This is a genomic window from Bradyrhizobium sp. WSM4872 (genome assembly GCF_055811715.1).
This window is the reverse complement of sequence record NZ_JBVVPT010000007.1, coordinates 42,962-68,565: the sequence shown is the minus strand read 5'-3', so window position 1 is coordinate 68,565 and position 25,604 is coordinate 42,962. Positions and strand designations below refer to the sequence as shown.

Genomic DNA, 25,604 nt, shown 5'->3' with positions numbered 1-25,604 from the left:
ATTCGTGCGATCTTGGGGCAACTATGTCGGGCGTGATCGTGTCGATGCGTCGGACGCTGCTGTCGTGCACATCGCTCGTGCGCAACGGCTTGTTGGGAAGCGCTCTCGCGGCGCTGCTGCCGGCTGCGCCGGCTGAGGCCGCCGACCTCGTCGACACACTCTCATCGTTGCTGGATTTCAACCGGCAGGAGCTCGCGGTGCTGGCCACCGCGCTGGCCTTGCTCGGCTTCTCGGTGGTGGCCGCGATCCTCCTGATGCGCACGCGCGTGCGCACGGCGAAGAACGAGGCGCGGCTGCGCGCACGGATCGGGGAACTCCAGCTCCAGGCCGACCGCTTCGGCGCACTGCTGTTCGCCGAGCCGCAGATCCTGATCTCCTGGCCGGCCGGCGACAATCGCGCGCAGATCTCCGGTGACACCTCCATGGTGCTGCCGCGCGACTCCTCTCCACAGCGCGTGCTGGCGTTTGGAACCTGGTTGCCGCCGGAACCGGCGCTCCGGATGGATCACGCCGTCGATGCGCTGCGCGACCGCGGCGACGGCTTCCAGCTGACGCTCACCACCGCGCATGGCCACACGCTGGAGGCTATCGGTCGCGCCATCGGCGGCCAGGCCATCGTCAGGATTCGCGAACTCTCAGGGCTCCGCCGCGATCTCGCCGAGACCAATCTCCGTTACAAGGCACTCTCCGACGAGACGGAAATGCTGCGCGGTTTCGCGACCGCCGCACCCTGGCCGATCTGGGCCAAGGGCGAGAACGGCGCGCTGGCTTACGCCAACCCCGCCTATGTCCGTGCGACCGAGGCGGCCAGCATCACCGACGCGCAGGAGCGCAAGCTCGAACTGCTCGACAGCGCCGACCGGACCGCGATGGAGCGGGGACTGAAGGAAGCGGCCAATTTCACCTCGCGGCTGCCGATCGTGATCGGCGGCGAGCGGCGCATCTATGACGTGCGCGCCGTCAATGTCGGCGGTGGCAATGTCGGCGTTGCCATCGATGCCAGCGAGGCGGATGCCTTGAGCTCGGCGCTGGTGCGGATGGCGGAAGCGCATCGCCGCACGCTCGACCAGCTCTCCTCCGGCGTTGCCGTGTTCGACGGCCAGCGGCGGCTCGCGTTCTACAATGATTCCTACCGCCAGCTGTGGGACCTCGACCGCAGCTTTCTCGACGCCAACCCTGACGATTCCAGCGTGCTCGACAAGCTCCGCGCCGCGCGCAAATTGCCGGAGCAGCCGGACTTCCGCGCCTGGAAGGCCAAGCTGCACGAGGCCTATCGCGCGGTCGAGGCCGCCAAGGACACTTGGTACCTGCCCGACGGGCGCGCGCTCTCCGTCGTCACCACGCCGAATCCCGAAGGCGGCGTCACTTATCTGTTCGACGACGTCACCGAGAGCCTTGAGCTTGCCCGCCGCTTCGACGGCATGATCCGGGTCCAGCGCGAGACGCTGGACAGCCTCGCCGAGGGCGTCGCGGTGTTCGGCAGCAACGGCAAGGCGCAGCTGTTCAACCCGGCCTTCGTGCGGATGTGGAAGCTGTCCGCTGACGCCATGCGCGACGAGCCGCACATCCAGACGGTCGAGGGCTGGTGCCATCAGCTGTTCGACGACGCGATCGTCTGGCGCCAGATCCGCGAGGCCGTCACCTCGATCGAGAGCCGCGCCGACATTCCGCTGAAGCTGGAGCGCAAGGACGGCAGCGTGCTCGACGGCATGATCCGGCCCCTGCACGACGGCGCCACGATGCTGACGTTCCAGGACATCACCGACACCGAGAACGTCGAGCGCGCGCTGCGCGAGCGCAACGAGGCGCTGGAGGCCGCCGACCAGATGAAGGTGGATTTCGTCCACCACGTCTCCTACGAGCTGCGGTCGCCGCTCACCACCATCATCGGCTTCGCGCATTTCCTCAGCGATCCCTCGACCGGGCCGCTGACGCCAAAACAGGCCGAATATCTCGACTACGTCACCAAATCGACCAATGCACTGCTGGCGCTGACCAACAACATCCTGGATCTCGCCACCATCGACGCCGGCGCCATGAAGCTGGAACTCGGCCCGGTCGACGTCAGCAAGACCATCGAGCTCGCCGCCGAGGGTCTCCAGGACCGGCTCGCCACCGACCGCATCCGCCTCAAGGTCGAGATCGCGCCCGATGTCGGCAGCTTCACCGGCGATGAGAAGCGCGTGGTGCAGGTGCTCTATAACCTCCTTGCCAATGCCGTCGGGTTTTCTCCACCGGATTCCACCGTCGGCATCAGCGCCCGCCGCACCGAACGCAGTGTGGTCTTCACCGTGACAGATTCCGGGCCTGGAATACCTGCCGACATGAAGGACAAGGTGTTCAACTGGTTCGAAAGCCGCTCGCAGGGCTCGCGCCATCGCGGCGCCGGGCTCGGCCTGTCGCTGGTGCGCTCCTTCGTCGAGCTGCATGGCGGCAACATCCGGGTCGATTCGATCGTGGGCAGGGGCACGGTCGTGATCTGTGATTTCCCGACCGATCAGGCGGCGCATCGCGACGCCGCCGAATGACTGCGCCAACCACATTCTCCGTCGCGCTCCACAACGAGACGGCCACTGCGCAACTGATGGCCGACCTCGCGCTGCTGGTCGGCCCCGGCGATGTCATCACGCTCACCGGCGATCTCGGGGCCGGCAAGACCGCGGCGGCGCGGGCCATGATCCGCTACCTCGCCGGCGATGATGCACTGGAAGTACCGAGCCCGACGTTCACGCTGGTGCAAGGCTACGAGCTGCCGCCATTCCCGGTGATGCATGCCGACCTCTACCGCGTCGAGGACGAGAGCGAGCTCGAAGAGATCGGGCTGTCGCCGCTGCCGGAAGCAACCCTCGTCCTGATCGAATGGCCGGAGCGCGCACCGTCGGCGATGCCTCAAGACCGCATCGACATCGCGCTGACGCACCGGCCGGCGCTGGGCTCGAATGCGCGCGCCGCCGACATCACCGGCCATGGCAAGGCCGCCGCCATCGTCGCGCGGCTGCAGGCGCTGCGCGATTTCCTCAATGCATCCGGCTACATGGAGGCAACGCGCAAACGGATGGCGGGCGACGCCTCGACGCGCTCCTATGCGCGGCTGCTGCGCGGCGACGAGGTCGTGATCCTCATGAATTCTCCGCAGCGCCCCGATGGTGCTGCGATGTACAACGGAAAATCCTACAGCGCCGCGGTGCATCTCGCCGAAAACATCAAACCCTTCGTCGCCATCGACGAGGGCCTGCGCGCGCAGGGAATCTCCGCACCCGCGATCCATCATTGCGACCTCGACCACGGATTCCTGATCAGCGAAGACTTCGGCAGCGAAGGCGTGATCGAGGGCGATCCGCCGCGCCCGATCGCCGAACGCTACGAAGCCGCAACCGATTTGCTGGCCGTGCTGCACGGCAAGACGTTGCCGGAAACGCTGCCGCTCGCGGGGCAGTCCTATGCCATTCCCGTCTTCGATGCCGAGGCGCTGCTGATCGAAATCGGCTTGATGCCGGAATGGTACCTGCCCGATCGCAACGCGCCGCTGGACGAGGGGAAGCGCGCCGAGTTTTTCGCGATGTGGCGGGAGCTGCTGCAGAAACCGCAGGCCTCGCCGAAGACCTGGATCATCCGCGACTATCACTCGCCGAACCTGATCTGGCTCGGGAATCGCACCGACATCGAACGCGTCGGCGTGATCGATTTCCAGGACACCGTGCTGGGGCCGCAATCCTACGACGTGGTGTCGCTGCTCCAGGACGCCCGCATCGACGTGCCCGAGGCGATCGAACTGACGCTGCTGTCGCGCTACATCAAGGCGCGCCGCACGAGCGACGGGAGCTTCGACGCGGCCGGCTTCGCCGAGCTCTACGCCATCATGTCGGCGCAGCGGAACACGCGTCTGCTCGGCACTTTCGCCCGCCTCAACCGCCGCGACGGCAAGCCGCATTATCTGCGTCACCAGCCGCGGATCTGGACCTATCTCCAGCGCTCCCTGGCGCATCCCGCGCTCGCCCATCTGCGCGACTGGTATCTCGCCAACGTCCCGCCGCCCCAAAGGCCGGCGCAAGCCTGAGGCCCAAGGCTGAAAAGGCTAGTCGGGGCTGATTCGGGGGCCGATTTACCGGCTGTTAGCCAAGAGACCGGTAATCTGGCGGCGAGGCAGCCGGATGAATACGGGGCTGGAGCAGGGCAGATGGCGGTGAAGACGGACCAGCGCGGCAACAGCCGGGTTGTTTTCGAGCGCGGGATCGCGGCCCAGATGATGGGTATCGACGGCACCTGGCGGCGCGACTGCACCATGGAGGACGTCTCCGACAGCGGCGCCAAATTGACCATCGAGGGCTCGGTCGAAGGCTTGCATCTGAAGGAGTTTTTTCTGCTGCTGTCGTCCACCGGACTTGCGTACCGACGCTGCGAGCTCGCCTGGGTCAATGGCGACCAGATCGGCGTCAACTTTCTCAAGCTCGGCGACAAGAAGAAAAAGGCGCGTTCCACATCCATCGGGGCGTAACGGCAACACCCGTCGTACAAGCGTCACGGCAGATGGTTAAGGCGGTTAAGACGCGGTGCGGTCAGTCAAACCTCGTGTTAGGATTGCTGCGAACGCGAAATCAGTGGGTCTGAGAAAGCGAAGGATGTCCGTCAAACCGACCAAAGCCATGGTGCTCGCCGCGGGGTTCGGCCTGCGCATGCGTCCGTTGACGGACAAGATGCCGAAACCGATGGTTCCGGTGGCCGGCCAGCCGCTGCTCGACCACGTGCTCGACAAGCTCGGCCAGGCCGGCGTGAGCGAGGCGGTGGTCAACGTGCACTACCTGCCGGACCAGATCATCGATCACACCGCATCCCGCCAGCATCCGCGCGTGACCATCTCGGACGAGCGCGACCAGGTACTCGGCACGGGCGGCGGCGTGGTCAAGGCACTGCCGCTGCTCGGGGACGCACCGTTCTTTCACGTCAATTCCGACACGCTATGGATCGACGGCGTGCGCTCGAACCTGACGCGGCTCGCCGAAAACTTCGATCCCGCGCGGATGGACATTTTGCTGCTGATGGCGCCGACGGCAACCAGCATCGGCTATAGCGGCCGCGGAGATTACGGCATGCTGGCCGACGGCGCCCTGCGCAAGCGCAAGGAAAAAGAAGTCGTTCCGTTCGTCTATGCCGGCGCGGCCATCCTGTCGCCGTCGATCTTCGCCGATGCCCCGACGGGCGAGTTCTCGCTGACCAAGATGTTCGACCGTGCCAACGAGCAGGAGCGGCTGTTCGGCCTTCGCCTCGACGGCGTCTGGATGCATGTCGGCACGCCTGATGCCGTCCACGCGGCCGAAGAGGCGTTTCTGGAGAGCGTGGCGTAGGACTGCGCCGTCATGCCCCGCGAAAGCGGGGCATCCAGTACGCCGCGGCTTCTCGGCTGAATCTCCCCCGTCTCTGGAATACTGGATCATCCGCCTTCGCGGATGATGACACCAGTCCAGGTCCGGCGAACAGCGGGGACTATCTCCCCTCCACCCATATCCATTTGAGTCCGCCTCCCTATATTGGCGCCTGATTCCCGAATCAGGCAGCTCATGCGCGTTTTCAGCGTTCCCATCTCAGTTCCGTTCCTGCGCACCGTCGTCTCAAGCCTGCTCGACGGCCGGCTCGTCGAGGGCTTCGAGGCGCGCAACGAGCCGGCACGGCTGGCGGATGTCACCCTGTACCTGCCGACACGGCGCGCCATGCGTGTCGTCCGCGAGATCTTCCTCGACGAGATGAAGGCGGACGCCGTCGTGCTGCCGCGCATCGTCGCGCTCGGCGACATCGACGAGGATGAGCTCGCTTTCGCCGATGAGGGCGAACAGTTTTCCGGCGCAACGCAGCTCGACATTCCGCCGCGGCTCGGCGAGCTCGAACGGCGGCTGACACTGGCGCAGCTCGTCGCAGCCTGGGCCAAGGGCCCGGTGCTGTCTCCGCTGGTCGTCGGCGGCCCCGCTTCGACGCTGGCACTGGCGTCCGATCTCGCGCGCCTGATCGACGACATGGTCACGCGCGGCGTCGACTGGAGCGCGCTCGACGGCCTCGTGCCAGATATGCTCGACCGCTACTGGCAGCACTCGCTTGAATTTTTGCGCATCGCGCGCATCGCCTGGCCCGGTCATCTCGCCGAGATCAATCGGATCGAGCCCGCTGCCCGCCGCGACCTTCTGATCGATGCCGAAGCCAGGCGGCTGACCGCGCATCCCCATGGCCCCGTGATCGCGGCCGGTTCGACCGGCTCGATGCCGGCCACGGCAAGATTTCTCCACGCAGTCGCCTCGCTGCCGCATGGGGCCGTGGTGCTGCCCGGCCTCGACACTGATCTCGACGACGATGCCTGGCGCAGCATCGGCGGCGTACGCGACTCGCTCGGCAAGTTCGCGGAGCACCCGGTCTCGAACCATCCGCAATATGCCATGCACGCGCTGCTGGATCGTTTTGGTATCAAGCGCAGCGACGTCGATATCCTCAAGCCGCCGGCGGAAGGCGGTCGCGATCTGCTCGCCTCCGAATCGATGCGGCCATCAGCCAAGACCGAGATCTGGCACGACCGGCTGAAGCAGCCGGATGTGGCCGCGAAGATCACCGGCGGCATGAAGAACCTCGCGGTTGTCGAAGCTCCCAACCCCGAGATGGAAGCGCTCGCGATCGCAATCGCGATGCGCGAGGCGCGGCACCTCGATAAATCCGCAGCGCTGGTCACGCCCGATCGCGCGCTGGCGCGGCGGGTGATGGCTGCGCTGACCCGGTGGGATCTCGCATTCGATGATTCCGGCGGCGACGTCCTGATGGAAACCTCCGCCGGCGTCTTTGCGCGACTGACAGCGGAGGCTACGACCAAGGGATTGGAGCCGCCGACGCTGCTCGCGATGCTGAAGCATCCGCTGTGTCGGCTCGGCCGGGCGCCTGGCGCATGGAAGGCGGCGATCGAAAGCCTGGAGCTCGCGCTGTTGCGCGGCACGCGTCCGCCTGCGGGCACCGCCGGCCTGTTGCGCGAATTCAATCGCTTTCGCGAGGAATTGGCAAAGCTGTGGCGCAGCGAGGTCTCCGCGCTGCATAAGGCCGAGCCGCGTGCACGTCTCAAGGCGGAAGACCTCGATCGCATTCAGGCGCTGATCGATGGCTTGCGACAAGCCTTGGCGCCGATCGAGAGTCTTGCGTCATCAAGACCGTATGACTTCGCCGAACTCGCGCATCGGCATCGCGAGATCATGATCGAGCTGTCGCGCGACGAGCAGGGCATCCCGCTGGCGTTCGAGGAGCGCGAAGGCCTCGCACTCGCCAGCGCCTTCGACGATCTCCTGCGCGGCGGCACCACCAGCGGATTGATGGTCACGCTGCCCGACTACGCAGACGTGTTCCAGACCGCGTTCGGTGATCGCGCGGTGCGGCGGCGGGACAGGCCGGGCGCGCGGCTCCAGATCTACGGTCCGCTGGAATCGCGCCTGATGCAAGCCGACCGAATCATCGTCGGTGGGCTGATCGAGGGCGTCTGGCCACCGGCGCCGCGTATCGATCCGTGGTTGAGCCGGCCGATGCGGCACCAGCTGGGCCTCGATCTGCCGGAACGCCGTATCGGCCTCTCCGCGCACGACTTTGCGCAACTGCTCGGCGGCGACGAGGTCATCCTCACCCACTCCGCCAAGGCCGGCGGTGCGCCCGCGGTCGCCTCGCGCTTCCTGCACCGGTTGGAGGCGGTCGCTGGCGATGCGCACTGGAAGGCCGCGATTCGCGCGGGCGAGACATACGTGCAGTTCGCAGCCGCGCTGGACCAGCCCGACGAGGTCAGACCGATCAAGCAGCCGGAGCCGCGACCGCCACGCGCGACCCGGCCGCTCAGGATGTCTGTGACCGGGATCGAGGACTGGCTGCGCGATCCCTATACGATCTACGCAAAACACATTTTGCGGCTCGACGCGCTCGATCCCGTCGACATGCCGCTGTCGGCCGCCGACCGCGGCTCGGCGATCCATGATGCACTCGGCGAGTTCACGGAACGCTACCCCACGAATCTGCCCGACGATCCCGCGCCCGTGCTGCGCGCGATCGGCGAAAAATACTTTGGGCCGCTGATGGAGCGACCCGAGGCGCGGGCGCTTTGGTGGCCGCGCTTCCAGCGTATCGCGCGCTGGTTCGGCGAATGGGAGACAGCGCGGCGCGGCGTGATCGAGGCGATCGCCGCGGAAACCCGCGGCGAGATCTCGATCCCGCTCGACCATGGGCGCAGCTTCCGTCTCTCCGCGCGCGCCGACCGCATCGAACGGCGCCAGGGCGGCGGCTACGCCATCCTCGACTACAAGACCGGCCAGCCACCGACCGGCAAGCAGGTCCGCATGGGCCTGTCGCCGCAGCTCACGCTGGAAGCCGCGATCCTGCGCGAGGGCGGTTTTCCCGACATCGACGCCGGCGCGTCCGTGAGCCAGCTCGTCTATGTTCGCCTGAGCGGCAACAATCCGCCGGGCGAAGAACGCATTCTCGAGCTCAAGTTCAAGCAGGGTGACGAGCCACAGCCGCCTGATACGGCTGCCGCCGAAGCACGGGCAAAGCTCGAGGCGCTCATCCGCGCCTTCGAGGACGAGAACCAGCCCTACACCTCGTTGAACCTGCCGATGTGGACCAACCGCTACGGCGCCTATGACGATCTCGCCCGGATCAAGGAATGGTCCGCGGCCGGCGGATTGGGGATCGAGGAATGGTGAAGGCACCACGCCCCATCCCGGATGAGGTGCGCGCCAGGCAAGCGCGCGCATCGGACCCGACCGCATCGGCCTTCGTGTCGGCCAATGCCGGCTCGGGCAAGACGCACGTGCTGGTGCAGCGGGTGATCCGCCTGCTGCTCTCGGGCGTGCCGCCGGAAAAGATACTCTGCATCACTTTCACCAAGGCGGCTGCCGCCAACATGGCCGAGCGCGTGTTCACCACGCTCGGGCATTGGGTGACGCTCGATGATACCGCACTCGATGCAGCGATCAAGGCGGTCGGCATCCCGCATCCCACTGCAAAATTGCGGCGCGACGCACGAAAGCTGTTCGCCTGTGCCCTGGAGACGCCGGGCGGGCTGAAGGTGCAGACCATCCACGCCCTGTGCACGCGTTTGCTCCAGCAGTTTCCGTTCGAGGCCAATGTCCCCGCGCGCTTCGCCGTGATCGACGAGCGCGACCAGACCGACATGATGGAACGCGCCAATCTGAAGGTGCTGCTGGAGGCAGCCCGCGACCCTGACAGCGTGACCGGCCGCGCGCTGCTGACCGCGATGGCGAGCGCCGCCGATGTCACCTTCAAGGAAGTCGTCCGCGAGGCATGTCTAAGCCGCGATCATTTCATGGCCTGGACCGATGAAGCCGGCAGCGCAGAGCTGGCTGCCGCGCAGATGGCAGCGGCGTTGGGCGTGGACGCGAACGATCGCATCGAGGACATCGAGACCGAGATTGTCGACGGTCCGTTCCTGCCGCGATCGCGCTGGGACGACATCGCTTTTGCACTGGAGGACGGCAGCAAGTCCGACAAGGACCAGGCCTGTCGGCTCCGCGAGGCAAAGGTGTTTTCCGGCGCCGCGCAGGTCGATGCCTATCTCAGCGTTTTCCTGACCGACGAAAAGCTGCCGCGCAAGGCGGTACTGACCAAGAAATTCTGCGATCACAACCCGTCCGTCGCCCGCCTGTTCGAGAACGAGGCGCAGCGCGTCAGTGGGTTGATCGAGAAGCGCCGTGCGGTGACCATGCGGGACCGCACCGCGGCCCTGCTGCATATCGCGACGGCGGCTGCCGCGAACTACCGCCGCGAGAAGCAGGAGCGCGGGCTGCTCGACTATGACGACCTCATCGACAAGACGCTGGCGATGCTGGATCGCGTTTCCTCGGGTTGGGTGCATTACAAGCTCGACCGCGGCGTCGATCACGTGCTGATCGACGAAGCCCAGGACACCAGCCCGCGGCAATGGGACATCGTCGCGCACATCATCTCGGAATTCACCTCCGGCGAAGGCGCGCGCGAGGGGCTGAACCGCACCGTCTTTGCTGTCGGCGATGAGAAGCAGTCGATTTTCTCATTCCAGGGCGCGCAGCCCCGAGAGTTCGACGCACGCCGGCGCGAGCTGCACCGCAAGTTCACGGCGGCTGGACTGAAATTCGATCCGGTCGCCTTCACCTATTCGTTCCGCTCCGGCGCCGCGATCCTGCATTCGGTGGACCACGTCTTCCGTGAGCCCGCGATCTACAAGAGCATTCATTCGATCGAGACCGGCCATCCCCTGCACAATGCACTCGGCGATGCCGCCCCCAGCGTGATCGAACTATGGGACCTTGCGGAAGCCGACGACAGGCAGGAGATCGAGGGCTGGCGCGCGCCGTTCGACGGCGTCGCCGCCACCAGCCCCGAGGTGAAGCTCGCGCGCCGCATCCAGACCGAAATCAAGCGGCTGGTCGAGAGCGGCACGCTGACCGGGCACGAGGGCGAGCGGCGTCCCCTACGCTATGGCGACATGCTGATCCTGGTGCGCCGGCGCGGCAATGCGTTCGACGCGGTGATCCAGGCGCTGAAACACGCCAATGTTCCGGTCGCCGGCGCCGATCGGCTCAAGCTGACCGAGCACATCGGAATCATCGACCTGATGAACCTTGCGGACGCGCTGCTGCTGCCGCAGGACGATCTCGCGCTCGCGGTGGCGCTGAAGAGCCCGCTGTTCGGGCTCGATGACGACGATCTGTTCCAGCTGGCCCATGACCGCAAGGGATCGCTGCGCCGCGCGCTTGGCGAGTATGCCGCGACAAGCGAAAAATTCACCGCGGCGTTGCGACGCCTCGAAGCCTGCGAAATCCGCGCCCGCGAGGAGACGCCGTTCGCCTTTTACGCCTGGCTGCTCGGAGGCGACGGCGGACGCGCGCGCATGCTGCGCCGGCTCGGTCATGAGGCCAATGACGCGCTCGACGAGTTCCTGGAGCTGGCGCTGAATTACGAGCGCAAGGCGCCGGCCTCGCTGCAGGGTTTCATGGCCTGGCTGCGCTCGGCCGATACCGAGGTGAAGCGCGACATGGAGATCTCGCGCGACGAGGTGCGGGTGATGACCGTGCACGGCGCCAAGGGCCTGGAAGCCTCGGTTGTGTTCATGGTGGACACCACATCGTCGCCTGCGGATTCGCAGCGGCTGCGGCTGATCCACGTCCCGCGCGGCAATGGCGGCGAGGTGGTGGTCTGGGCCGGACGCAAGGCGGACGATCCCAAGCCCGTCGCCGACGCCCGCAAGGCGATGCTCGAGGAGACCGAGGACGAATACCGGCGCCTGCTCTACGTCGCGATGACGCGCGCCGCCGACCGGCTCATCGTCGGCGGCTGCATGCCCGGCAACATGAAGACGGTCCGCAAGCTGAGCTGGTACGATCTGGTCGACACCGGGCTCGCCGGCTCGGGCCTGGCGAAAGAGACGATCGGGACGCCGCTGGGAAAAGTGACGCGCTTCTCCCGACCGGAGGATGTCGTGGCGCTGGGCACGCCCGCGACCTCGTTGGACCAGACGACCGCGCTGCCGGACTGGCTGCGGACGCCGGCACCGCACGAGACCATCGACGACGATCCGGTGCGCCCCTCCGGCCAGCCGTCCGGGGAAGGCCGCACCGTGCTGTCGGGCGAATCAGTGCAGTCCCGCGCGCTCGCGCTGCAACGCGGCACGCTGGTGCATCGGCTGCTGCAATCGCTCCCCGACATCGCCACCGAGCGCCGACGCGACGCCGCGCTCGGCTTCATGGCGCGCAATGCCGCGGACTGGGCGGAGGCCGACCGTGCCGCGCTGGTCGACAAGGTGCTCGCTTTGATCGCCGAGCCACGATTCGCGCCGGTGTTTGCCGCCGGCAGCCGGGCGGAGGTCGCGATCGTCGGCAGGCTGGAGCGGCCGGGCCGTCCCCCAGCGCTGGTGTCGGGCCAGATCGACCGGCTGGTCGTTCGGCCGGATGAGATCCTGATCGTCGATTTCAAGACCAATCAGGCGGCTCCCAAGAGCGCCGCCGCGGCGCCCGTCGCCTATGTCCGGCAGCTGGCGCTGTACCGGGCGGTGCTATCGAGGCTTTATCCCCAAAAGCCAGTCCGCGCCGTCCTGCTCTGGACCGAGGCCCTTGAATATATGGAGATTTCGGCGCCCGCGCTGGACGCGGCGCTGGCATCTCTTCATCTCGGTGTGAGCGTCCTTGACCCGGCAAGGAGCCATTCATAGGTTGACGCCATGATCTCGGGCGCGATTCCCGTCGCGCCCTTCTCTCAGGTACGAGGTACTCCCATGGCCGTTGGTAAGGTTTCTGACACCGATTTCGAAGCCGAAGTGCTCAAGGCAAACGGCCCCGTGGTCGTCGATTTCTGGGCCGAATGGTGCGGCCCCTGCCGCATGATCGCACCCGCGCTCGACGAGATCGCCGGCGCGATGGGCGACAAGGTCAAGATCGTGAAGCTCAACGTCGACGAGAGCCCGAAGACCGCGTCGAAATATGGCGTGATGTCGATCCCGACCCTGATGATCTTCAAGGGTGGCGAGATGGCCTCCCGCCAGGTCGGCGCGGCGCCGAAGGCGAAGCTGCAGCAGTGGATCACCTCTGCGGTCTGATCCGCCTCGCACAAAATAATTTTTGGAAACGGCCGGCGAAAGCCGGCCGTTTTGCGTTGATGGGACAGTTCCAGCGTAAGACGAGTCCCTGCCTGTGCCTCCCCCTGCAAGACGCGCGCGAAAATCGACATCTCTCGTGGCGATGGAGGCGCGCTCGGTCGACGCGATCCCGCGCGGCAAGGAGTGGCAATACGAGCCGAAATGGGATGGCTTCCGCTGCCTGCTGTCGCGCCACGGCGGCAGCATTGATCTGCGCTCGAAATCCGGCGAGGACCTCGCGCGCTATTTCCCCGAGATCGTCGCCGCAGCGCTGAAGCTGAAGGCGGATCGCTTCACGCTCGACGGCGAGATCGTGGTGCCGCAGGGCAAGGGTTTTTCCTTCGATGCGCTGCTGCAGCGTATTCATCCCGCTTCGAGCCGCGTGAATAAGCTCTCTCAGGAAACGCCGGCGCTCTATCTCGCGTTCGATCTGCTTGCGACGGCCAGGGAGAAGCAGCTTGCCGGGCAGCCGCTGAGCGAACGACGACCGGCGCTGGAAGCGTTTGCCAAGGCCAATCTGAAAAGCAGTCTCTTCCGCCTCTCACCGGCGACGACGAGCTATGCCGTTGCGAAGAAATGGCTGGCGCAATCCGGCGGCGGCTCGGACGGCGTCATCGCCAAGCGCATCGACCTGCCCTACCAGGCGGGAAATCGCGACGGCATGCAGAAGATCAAGAAATTCCGCAGTGCCGATTGCGTGGTCGGCGGCTTCCGCTATGCCACCAACAAGATCGCCGGCCGCAAGGTGGTCGGGTCGCTGCTGCTCGGACTCTATGACGACGAAGGTCTCCTGCATCATGTCGGTTTTACCTCGGCAATTAAGGCGACGGAAAAGCCCGAGCTGACCGATCGGCTGGAGGCGTTGATCGGCGAGCCCGGCTTCACCGGCAACGCGCCGGGCGGCCCGAGCCGCTGGTCCACCGAGCGCTCGGCAAAATGGTGTCCGCTCAAGCCGAAGCTCGTGATCGAGGTCTGCTACGACCATTTCAGCGGCGAGCGCTTTCGCCACGGCACCTCGATCCTGCGCTGGCGTCCCGACAAGGCCCCACGACAATGCAGCTTCGAACAGCTGAAGCAGAAGGCGGTGGACCCGAAGAAGCTGCTGAAACAGCTGTAGCCGGTAGCCGCTAGGCAAGCCATCCCGTCGCCAGCGCGTTCGCCAGCTCCGGCTGGCCGTTGCGGCTAGCGAGCGCGGCCATCGTCTCATGATCGTAGACGACATGGCGGAACGTGACCTGCCAGGCACCATCGGCCAGCTCGAGGATCGCGTAACGCGCGTGCGGCGTACCGGCCTCCACGACATGCGGGAACGGATGCTTGTCGCGATAGCCGGGGCTGCCGACGCTGCCGGGATTGACGATCAGCCTTCCGTCGCGAAGTCGTACGGCACGGGCGAGATGGGTGTGGGCGCACAGGATCAGCGATTGCGCGATGCCTTGCGCAAATTGCTCGATGCGATCGAGCGGCGACAGCGCCATCGCGCCATCGGGATGCACGGTATCGAGCCAATAGACTTCGTCATTGTCGGGCGTCGCGTGGCAGAGGAACACCTGATCGCGAAAGACGCGCGTCATCGGCTGCGCACGCAGCCAGTCGAGTTGCGCGGCATCGAGCGCTGCATGGGCCGGGCGATCCCACGAACCCATCTTCTCCGGCGGACGGTCGAGCAGATAGCGGTCGTGATTGCCGAGCACGTGCACGGCATCGAGCTGCATCAGGATCTCGATGGTCCGGCGCGCATCGAGCGGGCCGCTCAGCATGTCGCCGAGATTGACGATGTCGGAGACGCCTTGCGCGCGGATGTCGGCGTGCACAGCTTCCAGCGCGAGGTAATTTCCGTGGACGTCGGCGATCGCTGCAAAGCGCATGGAGATTCCTGTAGCCCGGATGGAGCGAAGCGTGATCCGGGGCCTTTATCGCTTGTACAGTCCCGGATTGCGCTCCGCTCCATCCGGGCTACGCAACTTCTATGTAGGAGGCGTGCCGTTGATGGCGAGCACGTGGCCGGCGAGATAGAGCGAGCCGGTGATCAGGATGCGCGGCGGCACTTCGTAGGCGAGCTTCGCCAAGGCGCGCAGTGCGGCTTCGATGCCGGGCGCGGGCTCGACGCGCATGCCGAGGTTGCGGGCGGCATCCGTGAGGCGGTCGACCGGCATGGCGTTGTCGGTGTCGGGAATCGGCACCGCGATGATGTGGCGGGTCAGACCGGCGAAATTGGCGAGAAAACCCTGCGCGTCCTTGTTGGCCATCATACCCGCGATCACGACCAGCGGCCGCGACACCCGTTCTTCGAGATCGCCGAGCGCGGCCGCCGCGACGCGGCCGCCTTCCGCATTATGGCCGCCGTCGAGCCAGATCTCCGACCCCTGCGGGCCGAGAGCGAGTAGCTCGCCCGAAGCGATGCGCTGCATCCGTGCCGGCCATTCGGCCCCGACAATCCCGGCCTCGAACGCCGCCTGGTTGACCTTGAAGGCATTGGTGGCCCGCAACGCCGCGATGGCGAGACCGGCGTTGTCGAACTGGTGGCGACCAAACAGACGCGGCGCGGTGAGGTCCATCAAGCCGCGCTCATCGGAATAAACCAGCCGCCCATGCTCGACATTGACATGCCAGCTCTCGCCCGCGGCAAACAACGGCGCGCGCATGCGCCTGGCCTGCGCCTCGATCGCGGCCATCGCTTCAGTCGGCTGTTCGGCGCAAACCACGGGCACACCGCGCTTGATGATCGCGGCCTTTTCGCCGGCGATCGACGTCAAGGTGTCGCCGAGGAAATCCATGTGGTCCATGCTGACAGGCGTGATCACGCAGGCCGCCGGTGTATCGACCACGTTGGTTGAATCCAGCCGGCCACCAAGGCCGACCTCCAGCAGAACCACATCGGCCGGGTTCTGCGCGAACAGGTGAAATGCAGCCGCCGTCTTGAGCTCGAACACGGTGGCCGGCTCGCCGGCATTGACACGCTCGACCTTTTCCAGCGCCGCGCGCAACTCGTCGTCACCGACCAGCACGCCGCCACCGACGCGGCCGAGCCGGAAACATTCGTTGATGCGAACGAGATAGGGCGACGTGTAGGCGTGGACGCGCAGGCCGGCGGCTTCCAGCGTCGCGCGCAGATAAGCCAGCGTCGAGCCCTTGCCGTTAGTGCCGGCGATGTGGATCACCGGCGGCAGCTTGCGCTCGGGGTGACCGAGCCGCTCGAGCAGGCGGTGCATCCGCTCCAGCCCGAGATCGATGCGTTTCTGATGCAGCGCCGACAGCCGCCCGATCAATTCGTCGAGCGGCGGCTTTGCGCTCTCAGAGGAAGCGTTCACGCGTGCGGCGCGGCCGGCGCCGTTTCGGGAGCCGATACGATCTGCGCCGGACTGACGACCGGCTGTACCGGCTTTGACGCGGTCTCAAGCGCCGGCGCCCTGGTCAACAATCGGCAGAGCCGCGCCAGGGTCGGACGCAATTCGTGACGATGCACGACCATGTCGACCATGCCGTGCTCCTTGAGATATTCGGCGCGCTGAAAACCCTCGGGGAGTTTTTCGCGAATGGTCTGCTCGATCACGCGCGCGCCGGCAAAACCGATCAGCGCGCCCGGTTCGGCAATCTGCACGTCACCGAGCATCGCATAGGACGCGGTGACGCCGCCGGTGGTCGGGTTGGTCAGCACGACGATGTAGGGCTGTTTTGCTTCACGCAGCATCTGCACCGCGACCGTGGTGCGCGGCATCTGCATCAGCGACAGGATGCCTTCCTGCATGCGCGCGCCACCTGAGGCGGCGAACACGATGAAGGGTGACTTCTTCTCGACCGCAAGCTCGAGCCCGCGCACGATGGCTTCGCCTGCGGCCATGCCGAGCGAGCCGCCCATGAAGTCGAAATCCTGCACGGCGACGACGACGGCGGCACCTTCGAGCTTGCCGTAGCCGACCTTGATCGCGTCGTTCAGGTTGGTTCGCGCGCGCGCATCCTTGATGCGATCGACGTACTTCTTCTCGTCACGGAACTTGAGCGGGTCGGGCGTGACGTCGGGCAGCGCGACGTCGTACCAGGTCTCGTTGTCGAAAATCGACTTCAGACGCGCCACCGCGTTCATGCGCATGTGATAGTTCGAGCCAGGAATGACGAACTGGTTGGCCTCGACATCCTTGTAGAACACGAGCTGTCCGGAATCCGGGCACTTGATCCACAGATTCTCCGGCGTCTCCCGCCGCAGCATGTTGCGGATCTTCGGCCGGACCACATTGGTAAGCCAGTTCATGGTTTGCTCCGATGTGCGATCCCGCCTGGGGACCGCCTGAAGGGATATATGGCGGCCGGGACCCGGCCCGGCAAGCCGCCGTATCGTCGGACTTGCTCATCGGACTTGGCAGCGGAATTATGGCCTATTCCGCCGCCTGTTGCGCGCCTTTGACGCCCTGGGCCAGTGCCGCCGTCAGCTCAGCGACGGCGTTGACGGTCTTGCCGGTGGCGCGCCCGTCCGCATCGAGGCTGTTCTTGAGCGCATCGACCAGCGCGGTGCCGACTACCGAGCCATTGGCCTTTTCGGCAATGGCGCGCGCCGCCTCCGGCGTGCGGATGCCAAAACCGACGCATATCGGCAGCTTGGTATGCCGCTTGATGCGCGCGACCGCTTCGCCGACGGCATCGGCGTCCGCCGCCGCTGCACCGGTGATGCCGGCGATAGAGACATAATAGACAAAGCCTGACGTGTTCGCGAGCACCGCGGGGAGGCGCTTGTCGTCGGTGGTCGGGGTCGCGAGGCGAATGAAGTTCAGGCCTGCCTTCAGCGCGGGAACGCAGAGCTCCTCGTCTTCCTCCGGCGGCAGATCGACGATGATCAGACCGTCGATCCCGGCCGTCTTGGCATCAGCCAAAAACTTGTCGACGCCGTAGATGTAGATCGGATTGTAATAGCCCATCAGCACCAGCGGCGTGACGTTGTCGTCCTTGCGGAAATCACGCACCAGTTCCAGCGTCTTCTTCAAGGTCATGCCGGCCTTGAGCGCGCGCAGACCGGCAGCCTGAATCGAGGGACCATCCGCCATCGGATCAGTGAAGGGAATACCGAGTTCGATGACGTCGGCTCCTGCCTTGGGCAACGCCTTGACGATATTGAGCGATGTCGTGGGATCGGGATCGCCGGCCATCACATAAGTCACGAAGGCCGCGCGGCCCTGTTTTTTCAGCTCGGCGAAACGGGTGTCGATACGCGTGGTCACTTGCTCTTGCCCCTCAGGATGTCGCCCACCTGCGGGACGTCCTTGTCGCCGCGGCCGGACAGGTTGACGACCATCAGGTGATCTTTCGTCCGTTTCGGCGCGAGCTCCATCACCTTGGCGATGGCATGTGCCGGTTCGAGCGCGGGGATGATGCCTTCCAGCTTTGACAGCAACTGGAACGCTGCGAGCGCCTCGTCGTCGGTCGCGGAGAGATAGTTCACGCGGCCGATCTCGTGCAGCCAGGAGTGCTCGGGGCCGATCCCGGGATAGTCGAGGCCCGCGGAGATCGAATGCGCGTCCTGGATCTGGCCGTCGGCATCCATCAGGAGATAGGTGCGGTTGCCGTGCAGCACGCCGGGACGGCCGCCCGCGATCGATGCCGCATGCAGTTGCGTCAGCCCGTGGCCCGCCGCTTCGACGCCGAAGATCTCGACGGTGGAATCGTCGAGGAACGGATGAAACAGGCCCATGGCGTTGGAGCCGCCGCCGATGCAGGCGACCAGCGAATCCGGCAGGCGGCCTTCGATCTCGTGCATCTGCGCCTTGGTCTCGTTGCCGATGATCGACTGGAAGTCGCGCACCAGCGTCGGGTAGGGATGCGGACCCGCGACCGTGCCGATGCAGTAGAAGGTGTTGTGCACGTTGGTGACCCAGTCGCGCAACGCCTCGTTCATGGCGTCCTTTAGCGTACGGGTGCCCGACTGCACCGGGACCACCGTTGCGCCCAGCATCTCCATGCGGATGACGTTGGGCTGCTGCCGCTCGACGTCAACGGCGCCCATATAGACGATGCATTCAAGCCCGAAACGCGCGCACAGCGTCGCGGTGGCAACACCGTGCTGGCCGGCGCCGGTCTCGGCGATGATGCGCTTCTTGCCCATCCGCCGCGCCAGCATGATCTGGCCGAGCACGTTGTTCACCTTGTGCGAGCCGGTGTGGTTCAGCTCTTCACGCTTGAGATAGATTTTGGCGCCGCCCAGATGCTCGGTCAGACGCTCGGCGAAATAGAGCGGCGAAGGCCGGCCGACATAATTCTTGAGATAGCCGTTCATCTCGGCCTGGAAGGCCGGGTCGGCCTTGGCCTCGGTGTAGGCCTTCTCCAGATCGAGGATCAGCGGCATCAGGGTTTCGGCAACGAAACGTCCGCCGAAAATGCCGAAATGGCCGCGCTCGTCAGGACCGCTGCGATAGGAATTTGGTTTTACAACATTCATCGGACGCTCAACTCTTGACTTGCATCTTGGCTTGCGCGCGCGGCGCGAATGAAGGCCTTGATCATCTCGGGATCCTTCAGGCCCGGGGCGCTCTCGACACCGGAGGAGACGTCGACACCACCGGCGCGGGTGACGCGAACGGCTTCGGCGACGTTGTCGGCGCTGAGGCCACCCGAAACCATATACGGCGACGCAAGCTCCAGGTTTCCGAGCAGATGCCAATCAAACGGTGCACCGAGGCCGCCCGGCCGCGTCGCGTCCTTCGGTGCGCGCGCGTCGAACAGGATGCGCTCGGCAACCTCTGCGTAACCGGGCAGCACAGCGAGATCGGCTGACGTTGCGACCGGCACGACCTTCATCACCGGACGACCGAACCGTTGCCTGATGTCGCGCAGCCGGGCCACGCTCTCCGTGCCATGAAGCTGGAAAATGTCCGGGGACAGCGCGTCCATGATGTTGTCGAGCGTCGCATCGTCGGCATCGACGGTGAGCGCGACCTTGAGCGCGCGCCGCTTCACCTGTCGTCCGAGCTCCCGGCCGGCTTCCAGCGACAAATGCCGCGGCGACGGCGGGAAGAACACGAAGCCCACCATGTCGGCACCCGCATCGAGCGCCGTTTCGAGCGTCTCGGGTGTGGACAGGCCGCAGATTTTGACGAGCAGGGACATGTTCTCGAGGGATATGGGCTCAAAGCAAATGGAGGCCGCAGGTCCGCGGCCGGAAAACGGGCTTTTCGGTTGCGGCCGCTTCTACAACGTCGCGCGCTGCTTGTCTCGCCCGACGGGCCCGTAAAGCCCCACCCCGGAGGGAACGGGGAGGCGCTGGGACTCGGGCCTTGCTGCGGCCGCCTGGGCCCGCAGATCGGCCAGTTCGCCTCGCGCGGCGCGGGCATCCGCGTCATGTCGGCGCGCCGCACGCCGCCAGTGCCGCTGGCCGAACCAGACGGCACAACCGCCCGCGAGGACCCCAAGCGCGGCCACCACGATCAGGAGCAGGAACAGCGGCAGCGTGACCGAGAATGACGGGTCGTTGGACACGAAGGGATCGAACGAGACCGTGACGAAATGCCGGTTGGCGACGGCAAAGACCATCAGGATCAGGCCCAGCGGAATCACAACCAGTGCGGTCAGGAATTTTCGCATCTCGGCTCGCTCGCCTTGAATCAAGGTTGCGGCCGCATCACTGGCGACCGCGGGAAACCCTGAGGTGGACCTCAGTCTGGCGCGCCTGGATCCGGATGGTCGCGATTCAGCCGTTCGCGCATTTCCTTGCCGGTCTTGAAGAACGGAACGCTCTTCTGATCGACAGGGACATGGGCGCCGGTGCGCGGATTGCGCCCTGCGCGTGCAGGGCGGTGCTTGACCGAGAAGGCACCGAAGCCGCGCAACTCGACGCGGTCACCGCGCGCGAGAGCCGCTACGATCTCTTCGAGAATCGCATTCACAATGTTCTCGACATCCCGCTGGTACAGATGCGGGTTGTGCTCGGCGATACGCTGAACAAGTTCGGATTTGATCATCGAGAGATAGGACCCGGGAGCGTGCGGACGACCATTTCCGTGAAAATACCGTGATCTGTCAAGACGCTAAATGAAGGTTGAGCGTCGTGAAAATACGTGACAAATGCCAAAAAAGCAGGCTGGCCCTGCACGCGCCGAACGGGAAAAACCTCCGGGACTCGCCCGGTTCCGTCAGTTCGACGCCGCCGGCTGCCACAAGGCGAGCATTCCATCCATTCCGAGCCGATCGACCGCCTGTGCGACGCCGGTTTGTCCGATTTGATGCGCAATCGAGCCTAAACCCAGTGCTTCCAGCGTTACTGCGGCCGCTGTCTTGAGGAACGGCAGATCGCTGAAGCGCGGCTGCAGCTTGTAATCGCGCACGGAGAGCCCCTTCTTGACGCCCTTCTGCTCGACCAGCCAGGTTACGGCGGTCTTCTCGTCGCCGATCTGGTCGATCAGCTTGAGATCGATGGCCTGGCGTCCGGTGAAGACACGGCCATCAACCACTTTCTCGAGCTGCGTGTCATCCATGCCACGCCGGTCCTTCACCAATCCCTTGAACCAGGCATAGGAATCCTTCACCAGCGCATCGAGCGCGGCCCGTGCCTCGGGGCTGGTCGGCTCGAAACCGTTGGGCGCGGCCTTCAGCGGCGTGGATTTTACCTCCTCGACCTTGACGCCGACGGTCTTCAACAGCTCCGAGACGTTCGGAAACTGGAACAGCACGCCGATCGAGCCGACCAGCGAACTCTGCTGGGCGATGATGTGATCGCTGGCGATCGCGGTGATGTAGCCGCCGGAAGCCGCGAGGCCTTCGACGACGACGACGAGCGGCTTCTTTGCCTTCAGACTCACAAGGGAATCGTAGAGCTGCTCGGAGCCGGCGGTGGTGCCGCCCGGCGAATTGATGTGAACGATGACGGCGGCGGCCTGCGAATTCTCCAGCCGCTCGAGCGCCTGCGTGCGATCGGAATCGCTGCGGATCAGGCCATCGATCTGGACCCGCGCGATCGAGCCGGCGGACGCGAACGTGCCGCGCGCACCCGGCGTCGCGACCAGCGCGAAGCCTGCGATCGCCGCGATCGCGATCAGCGCGGCCAATACGCGCCAGAACGTCAGCTTGCGGCGGATCCTGCGGCGATCGACGATGATGTCCGAATCGAGCGACATCTCAATGTCTCCAAGTGAAAGGCCAGGCGCGTTGTTGCCGTCGCAGCGTCACCATTGGCTTATCTGGATACATCAATTGCGGCGCAATTAGAAGAAAACAAGGCCGGTAGCCGCGTAGCCCGGATGGAGCGAAGCGCAATCCGAGAGAATCCCCCCAGCCGCACGAATCCCGGATTTCGCTTCGCTCCATCCGGGCTACGACCTCAACAACAAAAAAGCCCCGGCTCACGCCGGGGCTTTGATGCAGCGAAACCTGCGGTTCGCTTACTTGGTGTCGCGGTTCTTGAGCGCCGTGCCCAGGATGTCGCCGAGCGTCGCTCCCGAATCGGAGGAGCCATACTGCGCGATGGCTTCCTTCTCTTCGGCGACTTCGAGCGCCTTGATCGACACCTGCACCTTGCGGGCCTTCTTGTCGAACTGGATCACGCGGGCATCGACCTTCTCGCCGACGGCAAAGCGTTCGGCGCGCTGATCGTTGCGGTCACGGGCGAGCTCCGAGCGCTTCACGAACGTGGTGAAGTCGGTACCGGTGATCTTCACCTCGATGCCGCTCTCCTTCACGTCGATCACTTCGCAGGTCACGACCGCGCCCTTCTTGACATCGCCCGGCTCGGCGAAGGGGTCGCCTTCAAGCTGTTTGATTCCAAGAGAAATGCGCTCCTTCTCGACGTCCACATCGAGCACCACGGCCTTCACCATGTCGCCCTTCTTGTAGTTGTCGATCACCTGCTCGCCCGGCTGCTTCCAGTCGAGGTCGGAGAGATGGACCATGCCGTCGACGTCGCCCTCGAGGCCCAGGAACAGACCGAACTCGGTCTTGTTCTTGACTTCGCCCTCGACCGTCGAACCGGTCGGATGACCTTCGACGAAGACCTCCCACGGGTTGCGCATGGTCTGCTTGAGGCCGAGCGAGATGCGGCGCTTGACGGAATCCACTTCCAGCACCTGCACTTCGACTTCCTGCGAGGTCGAAACGATCTTGCCGGGGTGCATGTTCTTCTTGGTCCACGACATCTCGGAGACGTGGATCAGGCCTTCGATGCCCGGCTCGAGCTCGACGAACGCGCCGTAGTCGGTGATGTTGGTGACGCGACCGGTGAAGCGGGCACCCAGCGGGTACTTGGCTTCGATGCCCTGCCACGGATCGTCCAACAGCTGCTTCATGCCCAGCGAGATGCGGTGCGTCTCGTGGTTGATCTTGATGATCTTGACCTTCACGGTCTGGCCGATCGAGAGCACCTCGGTCGGATGGTTGACGCGGCGCCACGCGATATCGGTGACGTGCAGCAGACCGTCGATACCGCCGAGATCAACGAACGCACCGTAATCGGTGATGTTCTTGACCACGCCGTCGATGACCTGACCCTCTTCGAGGTTCTGCACCAGCTCCTGACGCTGCTCGGCGCGGGTCTCTTCGAGAACCGTGCGGCGCGACACGACGATGTTGCCGCGGCGACGGTCCATCTTGAGGATCTGGAACGGCTGCGAGTTGTTCATCAGCGGCGCAACGTCGCGGATCGGACGGATGTCGACCTGCGAACGCGGCAGGAAGGCCACGGCACCGTCGAGGTCGACGGTGAAGCCGCCCTTGACCTGGTTGAAGATGACGCCGTTGACCTTCTCGTTGTTCTGGAAAGCCTTCTCGAGCTTGCCCCAGCTCTCTTCGCGGCGCGCCTTGTCGCGCGACAGCACGGCTTCGCCGAGGGCGTTCTCGATCCGGTCGAGGAACACTTCCACCTCGTCGCCGACCTTGAGCTCGCTGTCGCGGCCGGGGCCGGAAAATTCGCGCAGGGCAACGCGGCCCTCGGTCTTCAGGCCGACGTCGATGACGGCCATGTCCTTTTCGATTGCAACAACCTTGCCCTTGATGACTGAGCTTTCCTGCAGGTTGCCGCCTGCAAAGGACTCGTCGAGCATCGCGGCGAAATCGTCGCGCGACGGGCTATAGGTATCAGCAGAAGTCGAAGCCATTTGTTCTCCAGTTGCGGATGTCATGCCGGCCGTTGGGTTCTTGGGCGCATCGTACGCGCAGTGTCGGAAGGTCCGCAGAACCTTCGAGCGACCGCTCGCTGCTCCGACCTGGAGGCGGAACAGCGGAAGCGGGCCGGCTGAGGCCCGCGCGTGCGATACGTGGAAATCTTTTGTCCGGAGCCTGGATCGCGTCGGCCCCAAGCAGGGACCGAGAGTATCGACCTCAAAGAGCGGGAGCGGGCGCTTCCTCCAATGACGGCAGCGGCTTAACCCCGCGACCGGCCCGCTCGGACAGCCTCGATAATGTCGATGGCGGCCCGGACGCCGCCTTCTATATCCAGTTGGGAGTTATCTAGCAAGTAAGCATCCGCGGCCGGTTTTAAAGGCGCAATGGGGCGGTTCTTGTCGCGTTCGTCGCGCTGGATGATGTCGGCAAGCACCGCCGCCTCATCGGCCTCCTCGCCCCGCGCCTTGGCCTCCATGGTCCGGCGGCGGGCGCGGACCTTGGGATCGGCGACGACGAAGATCTTCACGTCGGCATGGGGGCAGATCACGGTTCCAATATCCCGTCCGTCAAGCACGGCGCCGGGCGGATCGGCGGCGAATTGCCGCTGAAAGTTGATCAGGGCCTCGCGCACTCTGGGGATCGCCGAGACGATGGAGGCGCCCTCGCCCGCCTTCTGGGTCTTCAGGGCCGGATTGCCGAACTTTTCGGGATCGAGTTCCAGCGCCGCAGCGACCGCCGCCGCCTCGTCCCGGAGATCATGCCCGGACTGCATCAGGGAATAGGCCACCGCGCGATAGATCACGCCGGTATCAAGGTGACGGTAGCCGTAATGGTGGGCAAGGCGCTTGCCGAGCGTGCCCTTGCCCGAAGCCGCGGGCCCGTCGATGGCGATGATCATATCACTCAAACCTTGACTGCGTGGGGACTACGGGCGCGTCGCAATGGCCGCTCCTCCGTGAAGATGTTGCGGGACGCGAATTCGGCGGGGCTCGCGTAAGTCAAATATTCTCGCATCGCATCCGATGGGGATGACGCGGTGAACCACGGCTCGGCGAGACGCCGCGCCGGATCGCAGACCCACGCCGGCACCCGCCCGAGGCGACGCTGCTTTGCCAGATATTCGGCGATCGCGCCGACAAGGGCGTCCAGCCGATCGTTTCGCGTCAATACTGGTTCGTCTTCGATGGCCTGGTACTGGGCCCTGCTCGTCCCGGCAAGATCGAATGTGTCGATGAATTCGGCCAGCGTGACGTCCTGCGGCGCGCCGGCGCGGATGCGATCGACGGCCTCAGCGAGGGTATTTGGGCGCATCCGCTCCTCCCTCCGGGTTCATGTTCTTCAAAAGGAAGCGCTGCTTTTCCGAGGAGGCCGCGCTCACCGGAAAATACCGGCCAAGCAGTGCGATGGCTTCCTCTACGGTCGCGATTCCAACCACTTTCATGAAGTTCAGGATATCGAGCCGTTCCGTCTCCCCGAGAACGGGATCCGTGACCCGGAAAGCCTTCAGTTTCAACGCGAGAAGATATGCAGCGGAGGGCACTGAGACCTCAAGTCCCGGTGGCGTGCCGTCACGCGGGAAAGTGCCGAATTCGAGATGATCCGCGGCCCGGTCGGCCAGTGGGCTGAGATGAAACACCACGTGATCGTTGAACCAGTCGGCACCCCATCCATTCCTTGCGGCGATTTCGGCTGTGATCCCCTCCAGCCAATCCGGCAGCGGACGCTCGAGCTTCGAGACATCGACGTCTTCCGTCGCGAAACGAAAGTTGCTGGCAAGCATGAGGGCGGAGCCACCATAGACCGCGATCTGAAGCTTCGTTCCAGCCTCGGCCGCAGCACGGCCTATCGAATCGAAAGCGTCCAGCAAGGCATCGCGATCGAAGGCTGCGCTCATGGCAGCTTC

21 protein-coding genes are annotated in these 25,604 nt (G+C 65.1%); 8 read left to right on the top strand and 13 right to left on the bottom strand.

What is annotated here, in order from left to right; translation table 11 throughout:
* Window positions 1-23 precede the first annotated feature (23 nt).
* The 8 genes from AC0L3C_RS12245 to AC0L3C_RS12210 all read left to right on the top strand — a co-directional run bounded on the left by AC0L3C_RS12245 (window position 24) and on the right by AC0L3C_RS12210 (window position 13,745).
* On the top strand, window positions 24-2,528 hold the full coding sequence (locus AC0L3C_RS12245) for a sensor histidine kinase (RefSeq protein WP_473262511.1): 2,505 nt from the start codon (window positions 24-26) through the stop codon (window positions 2,526-2,528).
* Window positions 2,525-4,057, top strand: a complete 1,533-nt coding sequence (gene tsaE, locus AC0L3C_RS12240; RefSeq protein WP_473408101.1) for a tRNA (adenosine(37)-N6)-threonylcarbamoyltransferase complex ATPase subunit type 1 TsaE — start codon at window positions 2,525-2,527, stop codon at window positions 4,055-4,057. Before AC0L3C_RS12245 ends, tsaE begins: the two co-directional genes overlap by 4 nt.
* A gap of 120 nt (window positions 4,058-4,177) precedes the next feature.
* Window positions 4,178-4,495, top strand: coding sequence for a PilZ domain-containing protein (locus AC0L3C_RS12235; RefSeq protein WP_473262516.1), 318 nt, complete (start codon window positions 4,178-4,180; stop codon window positions 4,493-4,495).
* 124 nt (window positions 4,496-4,619) lie between these two features.
* A complete protein-coding gene (locus AC0L3C_RS12230) occupies window positions 4,620-5,342 on the top strand; it encodes a nucleotidyltransferase family protein (RefSeq protein WP_027566154.1) in 723 nt (240 codons plus the stop codon).
* A 213-nt stretch (window positions 5,343-5,555) separates the two neighbouring features.
* A complete protein-coding gene (addB, locus tag AC0L3C_RS12225) occupies window positions 5,556-8,702 on the top strand; it encodes a double-strand break repair protein AddB (RefSeq protein WP_473408100.1) in 3,147 nt (1,048 codons plus the stop codon).
* Entirely contained in the window at window positions 8,696-12,205 is a 3,510-nt protein-coding gene (gene addA / locus AC0L3C_RS12220; RefSeq protein ID WP_473408099.1) for a double-strand break repair helicase AddA, read from the top strand. Before addB ends, addA begins: the two co-directional genes overlap by 7 nt.
* Window positions 12,206-12,268: 63 nt before the next feature.
* Window positions 12,269-12,589, top strand: coding sequence for a thioredoxin (trxA, locus tag AC0L3C_RS12215; protein WP_007598398.1), 321 nt, complete (start codon window positions 12,269-12,271; stop codon window positions 12,587-12,589).
* A 142-nt stretch (window positions 12,590-12,731) separates the two neighbouring features.
* Complete coding sequence (locus AC0L3C_RS12210) at window positions 12,732-13,745, top strand: ATP-dependent DNA ligase (protein WP_473408185.1); 1,014 nt, start codon at window positions 12,732-12,734, stop codon at window positions 13,743-13,745.
* 10 nt (window positions 13,746-13,755) lie between these two features.
* On the opposite strand, the gene AC0L3C_RS12205 is transcribed toward AC0L3C_RS12210, so the two are convergent.
* From AC0L3C_RS12205 to AC0L3C_RS12145, 13 genes are all read right to left on the bottom strand, one after another.
* Window positions 13,756-14,496: a metallophosphoesterase family protein gene (locus AC0L3C_RS12205; protein ID WP_473262520.1), complete on the bottom strand. Its 741-nt coding sequence runs from the start codon at window positions 14,494-14,496 to the stop codon at window positions 13,756-13,758.
* A 99-nt stretch (window positions 14,497-14,595) separates the two neighbouring features.
* The gene (locus AC0L3C_RS12200) at window positions 14,596-15,939 is read right to left on the bottom strand and encodes a bifunctional folylpolyglutamate synthase/dihydrofolate synthase (protein WP_473408098.1); all 1,344 of its coding nucleotides are present in this window, start codon (window positions 15,937-15,939) and stop codon (window positions 14,596-14,598) included.
* The gene (gene accD / locus AC0L3C_RS12195; RefSeq protein ID WP_456766997.1) at window positions 15,936-16,877 is read right to left on the bottom strand and encodes an acetyl-CoA carboxylase, carboxyltransferase subunit beta; all 942 of its coding nucleotides are present in this window, start codon (window positions 16,875-16,877) and stop codon (window positions 15,936-15,938) included. Before accD ends, AC0L3C_RS12200 begins: the two co-directional genes overlap by 4 nt.
* Before the next feature lie 124 nt (window positions 16,878-17,001).
* Complete coding sequence (trpA, locus tag AC0L3C_RS12190) at window positions 17,002-17,838, bottom strand: tryptophan synthase subunit alpha (RefSeq protein WP_473408097.1); 837 nt, start codon at window positions 17,836-17,838, stop codon at window positions 17,002-17,004.
* Window positions 17,835-19,052 carry a tryptophan synthase subunit beta gene (trpB, locus tag AC0L3C_RS12185; protein ID WP_473262523.1) on the bottom strand — a complete coding sequence of 406 codons (1,218 nt, stop codon included), beginning with the start codon at window positions 19,050-19,052 and terminating at the stop codon, window positions 17,835-17,837. The genes trpA and trpB overlap by 4 nt, the downstream gene beginning before the upstream one ends.
* Window positions 19,049-19,720, bottom strand: a complete 672-nt coding sequence (locus AC0L3C_RS12180; RefSeq protein WP_473408096.1) for a phosphoribosylanthranilate isomerase — start codon at window positions 19,718-19,720, stop codon at window positions 19,049-19,051. The genes trpB and AC0L3C_RS12180 overlap by 4 nt, the downstream gene beginning before the upstream one ends.
* An 81-nt stretch (window positions 19,721-19,801) precedes the next feature.
* Window positions 19,802-20,194 carry a lipopolysaccharide assembly protein LapA domain-containing protein gene (locus AC0L3C_RS12175; RefSeq protein ID WP_473262525.1) on the bottom strand — a complete coding sequence of 131 codons (393 nt, stop codon included), beginning with the start codon at window positions 20,192-20,194 and terminating at the stop codon, window positions 19,802-19,804.
* Window positions 20,195-20,265: 71 nt separating this feature from the next.
* Window positions 20,266-20,571 (bottom strand): integration host factor subunit beta, encoded by a 306-nt coding sequence (locus AC0L3C_RS12170; protein WP_007598410.1) that lies wholly within the window; start codon window positions 20,569-20,571, stop codon window positions 20,266-20,268.
* Window positions 20,572-20,742: 171 nt separating this feature from the next.
* Window positions 20,743-21,723, bottom strand: a complete 981-nt coding sequence (gene sppA, locus AC0L3C_RS12165; RefSeq protein ID WP_007598412.1) for a signal peptide peptidase SppA — start codon at window positions 21,721-21,723, stop codon at window positions 20,743-20,745.
* 264 nt (window positions 21,724-21,987) lie between these two features.
* On the bottom strand, window positions 21,988-23,694 hold the full coding sequence (rpsA, locus tag AC0L3C_RS12160) for a 30S ribosomal protein S1 (RefSeq protein WP_007598413.1): 1,707 nt from the start codon (window positions 23,692-23,694) through the stop codon (window positions 21,988-21,990).
* A 266-nt stretch (window positions 23,695-23,960) separates the two neighbouring features.
* A complete protein-coding gene (cmk, locus tag AC0L3C_RS12155; RefSeq protein ID WP_473264359.1) occupies window positions 23,961-24,599 on the bottom strand; it encodes a (d)CMP kinase in 639 nt (212 codons plus the stop codon).
* A gap of 5 nt (window positions 24,600-24,604) precedes the next feature.
* Window positions 24,605-25,012: a hypothetical protein gene (locus AC0L3C_RS12150; RefSeq protein WP_473264358.1), complete on the bottom strand. Its 408-nt coding sequence runs from the start codon at window positions 25,010-25,012 to the stop codon at window positions 24,605-24,607.
* On the bottom strand, window positions 24,990-25,595 hold the full coding sequence (locus AC0L3C_RS12145; RefSeq protein ID WP_473408095.1) for a hypothetical protein: 606 nt from the start codon (window positions 25,593-25,595) through the stop codon (window positions 24,990-24,992). Before AC0L3C_RS12145 ends, AC0L3C_RS12150 begins: the two co-directional genes overlap by 23 nt.
* Window positions 25,596-25,604 lie beyond the last annotated feature (9 nt).

Coding starts and splice junctions, on each gene's coding strand:
- AC0L3C_RS12245 (WP_473262511.1), top strand. CDS start 24: ATGTCGGGCGTGATCGTGTCGATGCGTCGGACGCTGCTGTCGTGCACA.
- tsaE (WP_473408101.1), top strand. CDS start 2,525: ATGACTGCGCCAACCACATTCTCCGTCGCGCTCCACAACGAGACGGCC.
- AC0L3C_RS12235 (WP_473262516.1), top strand. CDS start 4,178: ATGGCGGTGAAGACGGACCAGCGCGGCAACAGCCGGGTTGTTTTCGAG.
- AC0L3C_RS12230 (WP_027566154.1), top strand. CDS start 4,620: ATGTCCGTCAAACCGACCAAAGCCATGGTGCTCGCCGCGGGGTTCGGC.
- addB (WP_473408100.1), top strand. CDS start 5,556: ATGCGCGTTTTCAGCGTTCCCATCTCAGTTCCGTTCCTGCGCACCGTC.
- addA (WP_473408099.1), top strand. CDS start 8,696: ATGGTGAAGGCACCACGCCCCATCCCGGATGAGGTGCGCGCCAGGCAA.
- trxA (WP_007598398.1), top strand. CDS start 12,269: ATGGCCGTTGGTAAGGTTTCTGACACCGATTTCGAAGCCGAAGTGCTC.
- AC0L3C_RS12210 (WP_473408185.1), top strand. CDS start 12,732: ATGGAGGCGCGCTCGGTCGACGCGATCCCGCGCGGCAAGGAGTGGCAA.
- AC0L3C_RS12205 (WP_473262520.1), bottom strand. CDS start 14,496: ATGCGCTTTGCAGCGATCGCCGACGTCCACGGAAATTACCTCGCGCTG.
- accD (WP_456766997.1), bottom strand. CDS start 16,877: ATGAACTGGCTTACCAATGTGGTCCGGCCGAAGATCCGCAACATGCTG.
- trpB (WP_473262523.1), bottom strand. CDS start 19,052: ATGAATGTTGTAAAACCAAATTCCTATCGCAGCGGTCCTGACGAGCGC.
- AC0L3C_RS12180 (WP_473408096.1), bottom strand. CDS start 19,720: ATGTCCCTGCTCGTCAAAATCTGCGGCCTGTCCACACCCGAGACGCTC.
- AC0L3C_RS12175 (WP_473262525.1), bottom strand. CDS start 20,194: ATGCGAAAATTCCTGACCGCACTGGTTGTGATTCCGCTGGGCCTGATC.
- AC0L3C_RS12170 (WP_007598410.1), bottom strand. CDS start 20,571: ATGATCAAATCCGAACTTGTTCAGCGTATCGCCGAGCACAACCCGCAT.
- sppA (WP_007598412.1), bottom strand. CDS start 21,723: ATGTCGCTCGATTCGGACATCATCGTCGATCGCCGCAGGATCCGCCGC.
- rpsA (WP_007598413.1), bottom strand. CDS start 23,694: ATGGCTTCGACTTCTGCTGATACCTATAGCCCGTCGCGCGACGATTTC.
- cmk (WP_473264359.1), bottom strand. CDS start 24,599: ATGATCATCGCCATCGACGGGCCCGCGGCTTCGGGCAAGGGCACGCTC.
- AC0L3C_RS12150 (WP_473264358.1), bottom strand. CDS start 25,012: ATGCGCCCAAATACCCTCGCTGAGGCCGTCGATCGCATCCGCGCCGGC.
- AC0L3C_RS12145 (WP_473408095.1), bottom strand. CDS start 25,595: ATGAGCGCAGCCTTCGATCGCGATGCCTTGCTGGACGCTTTCGATTCG.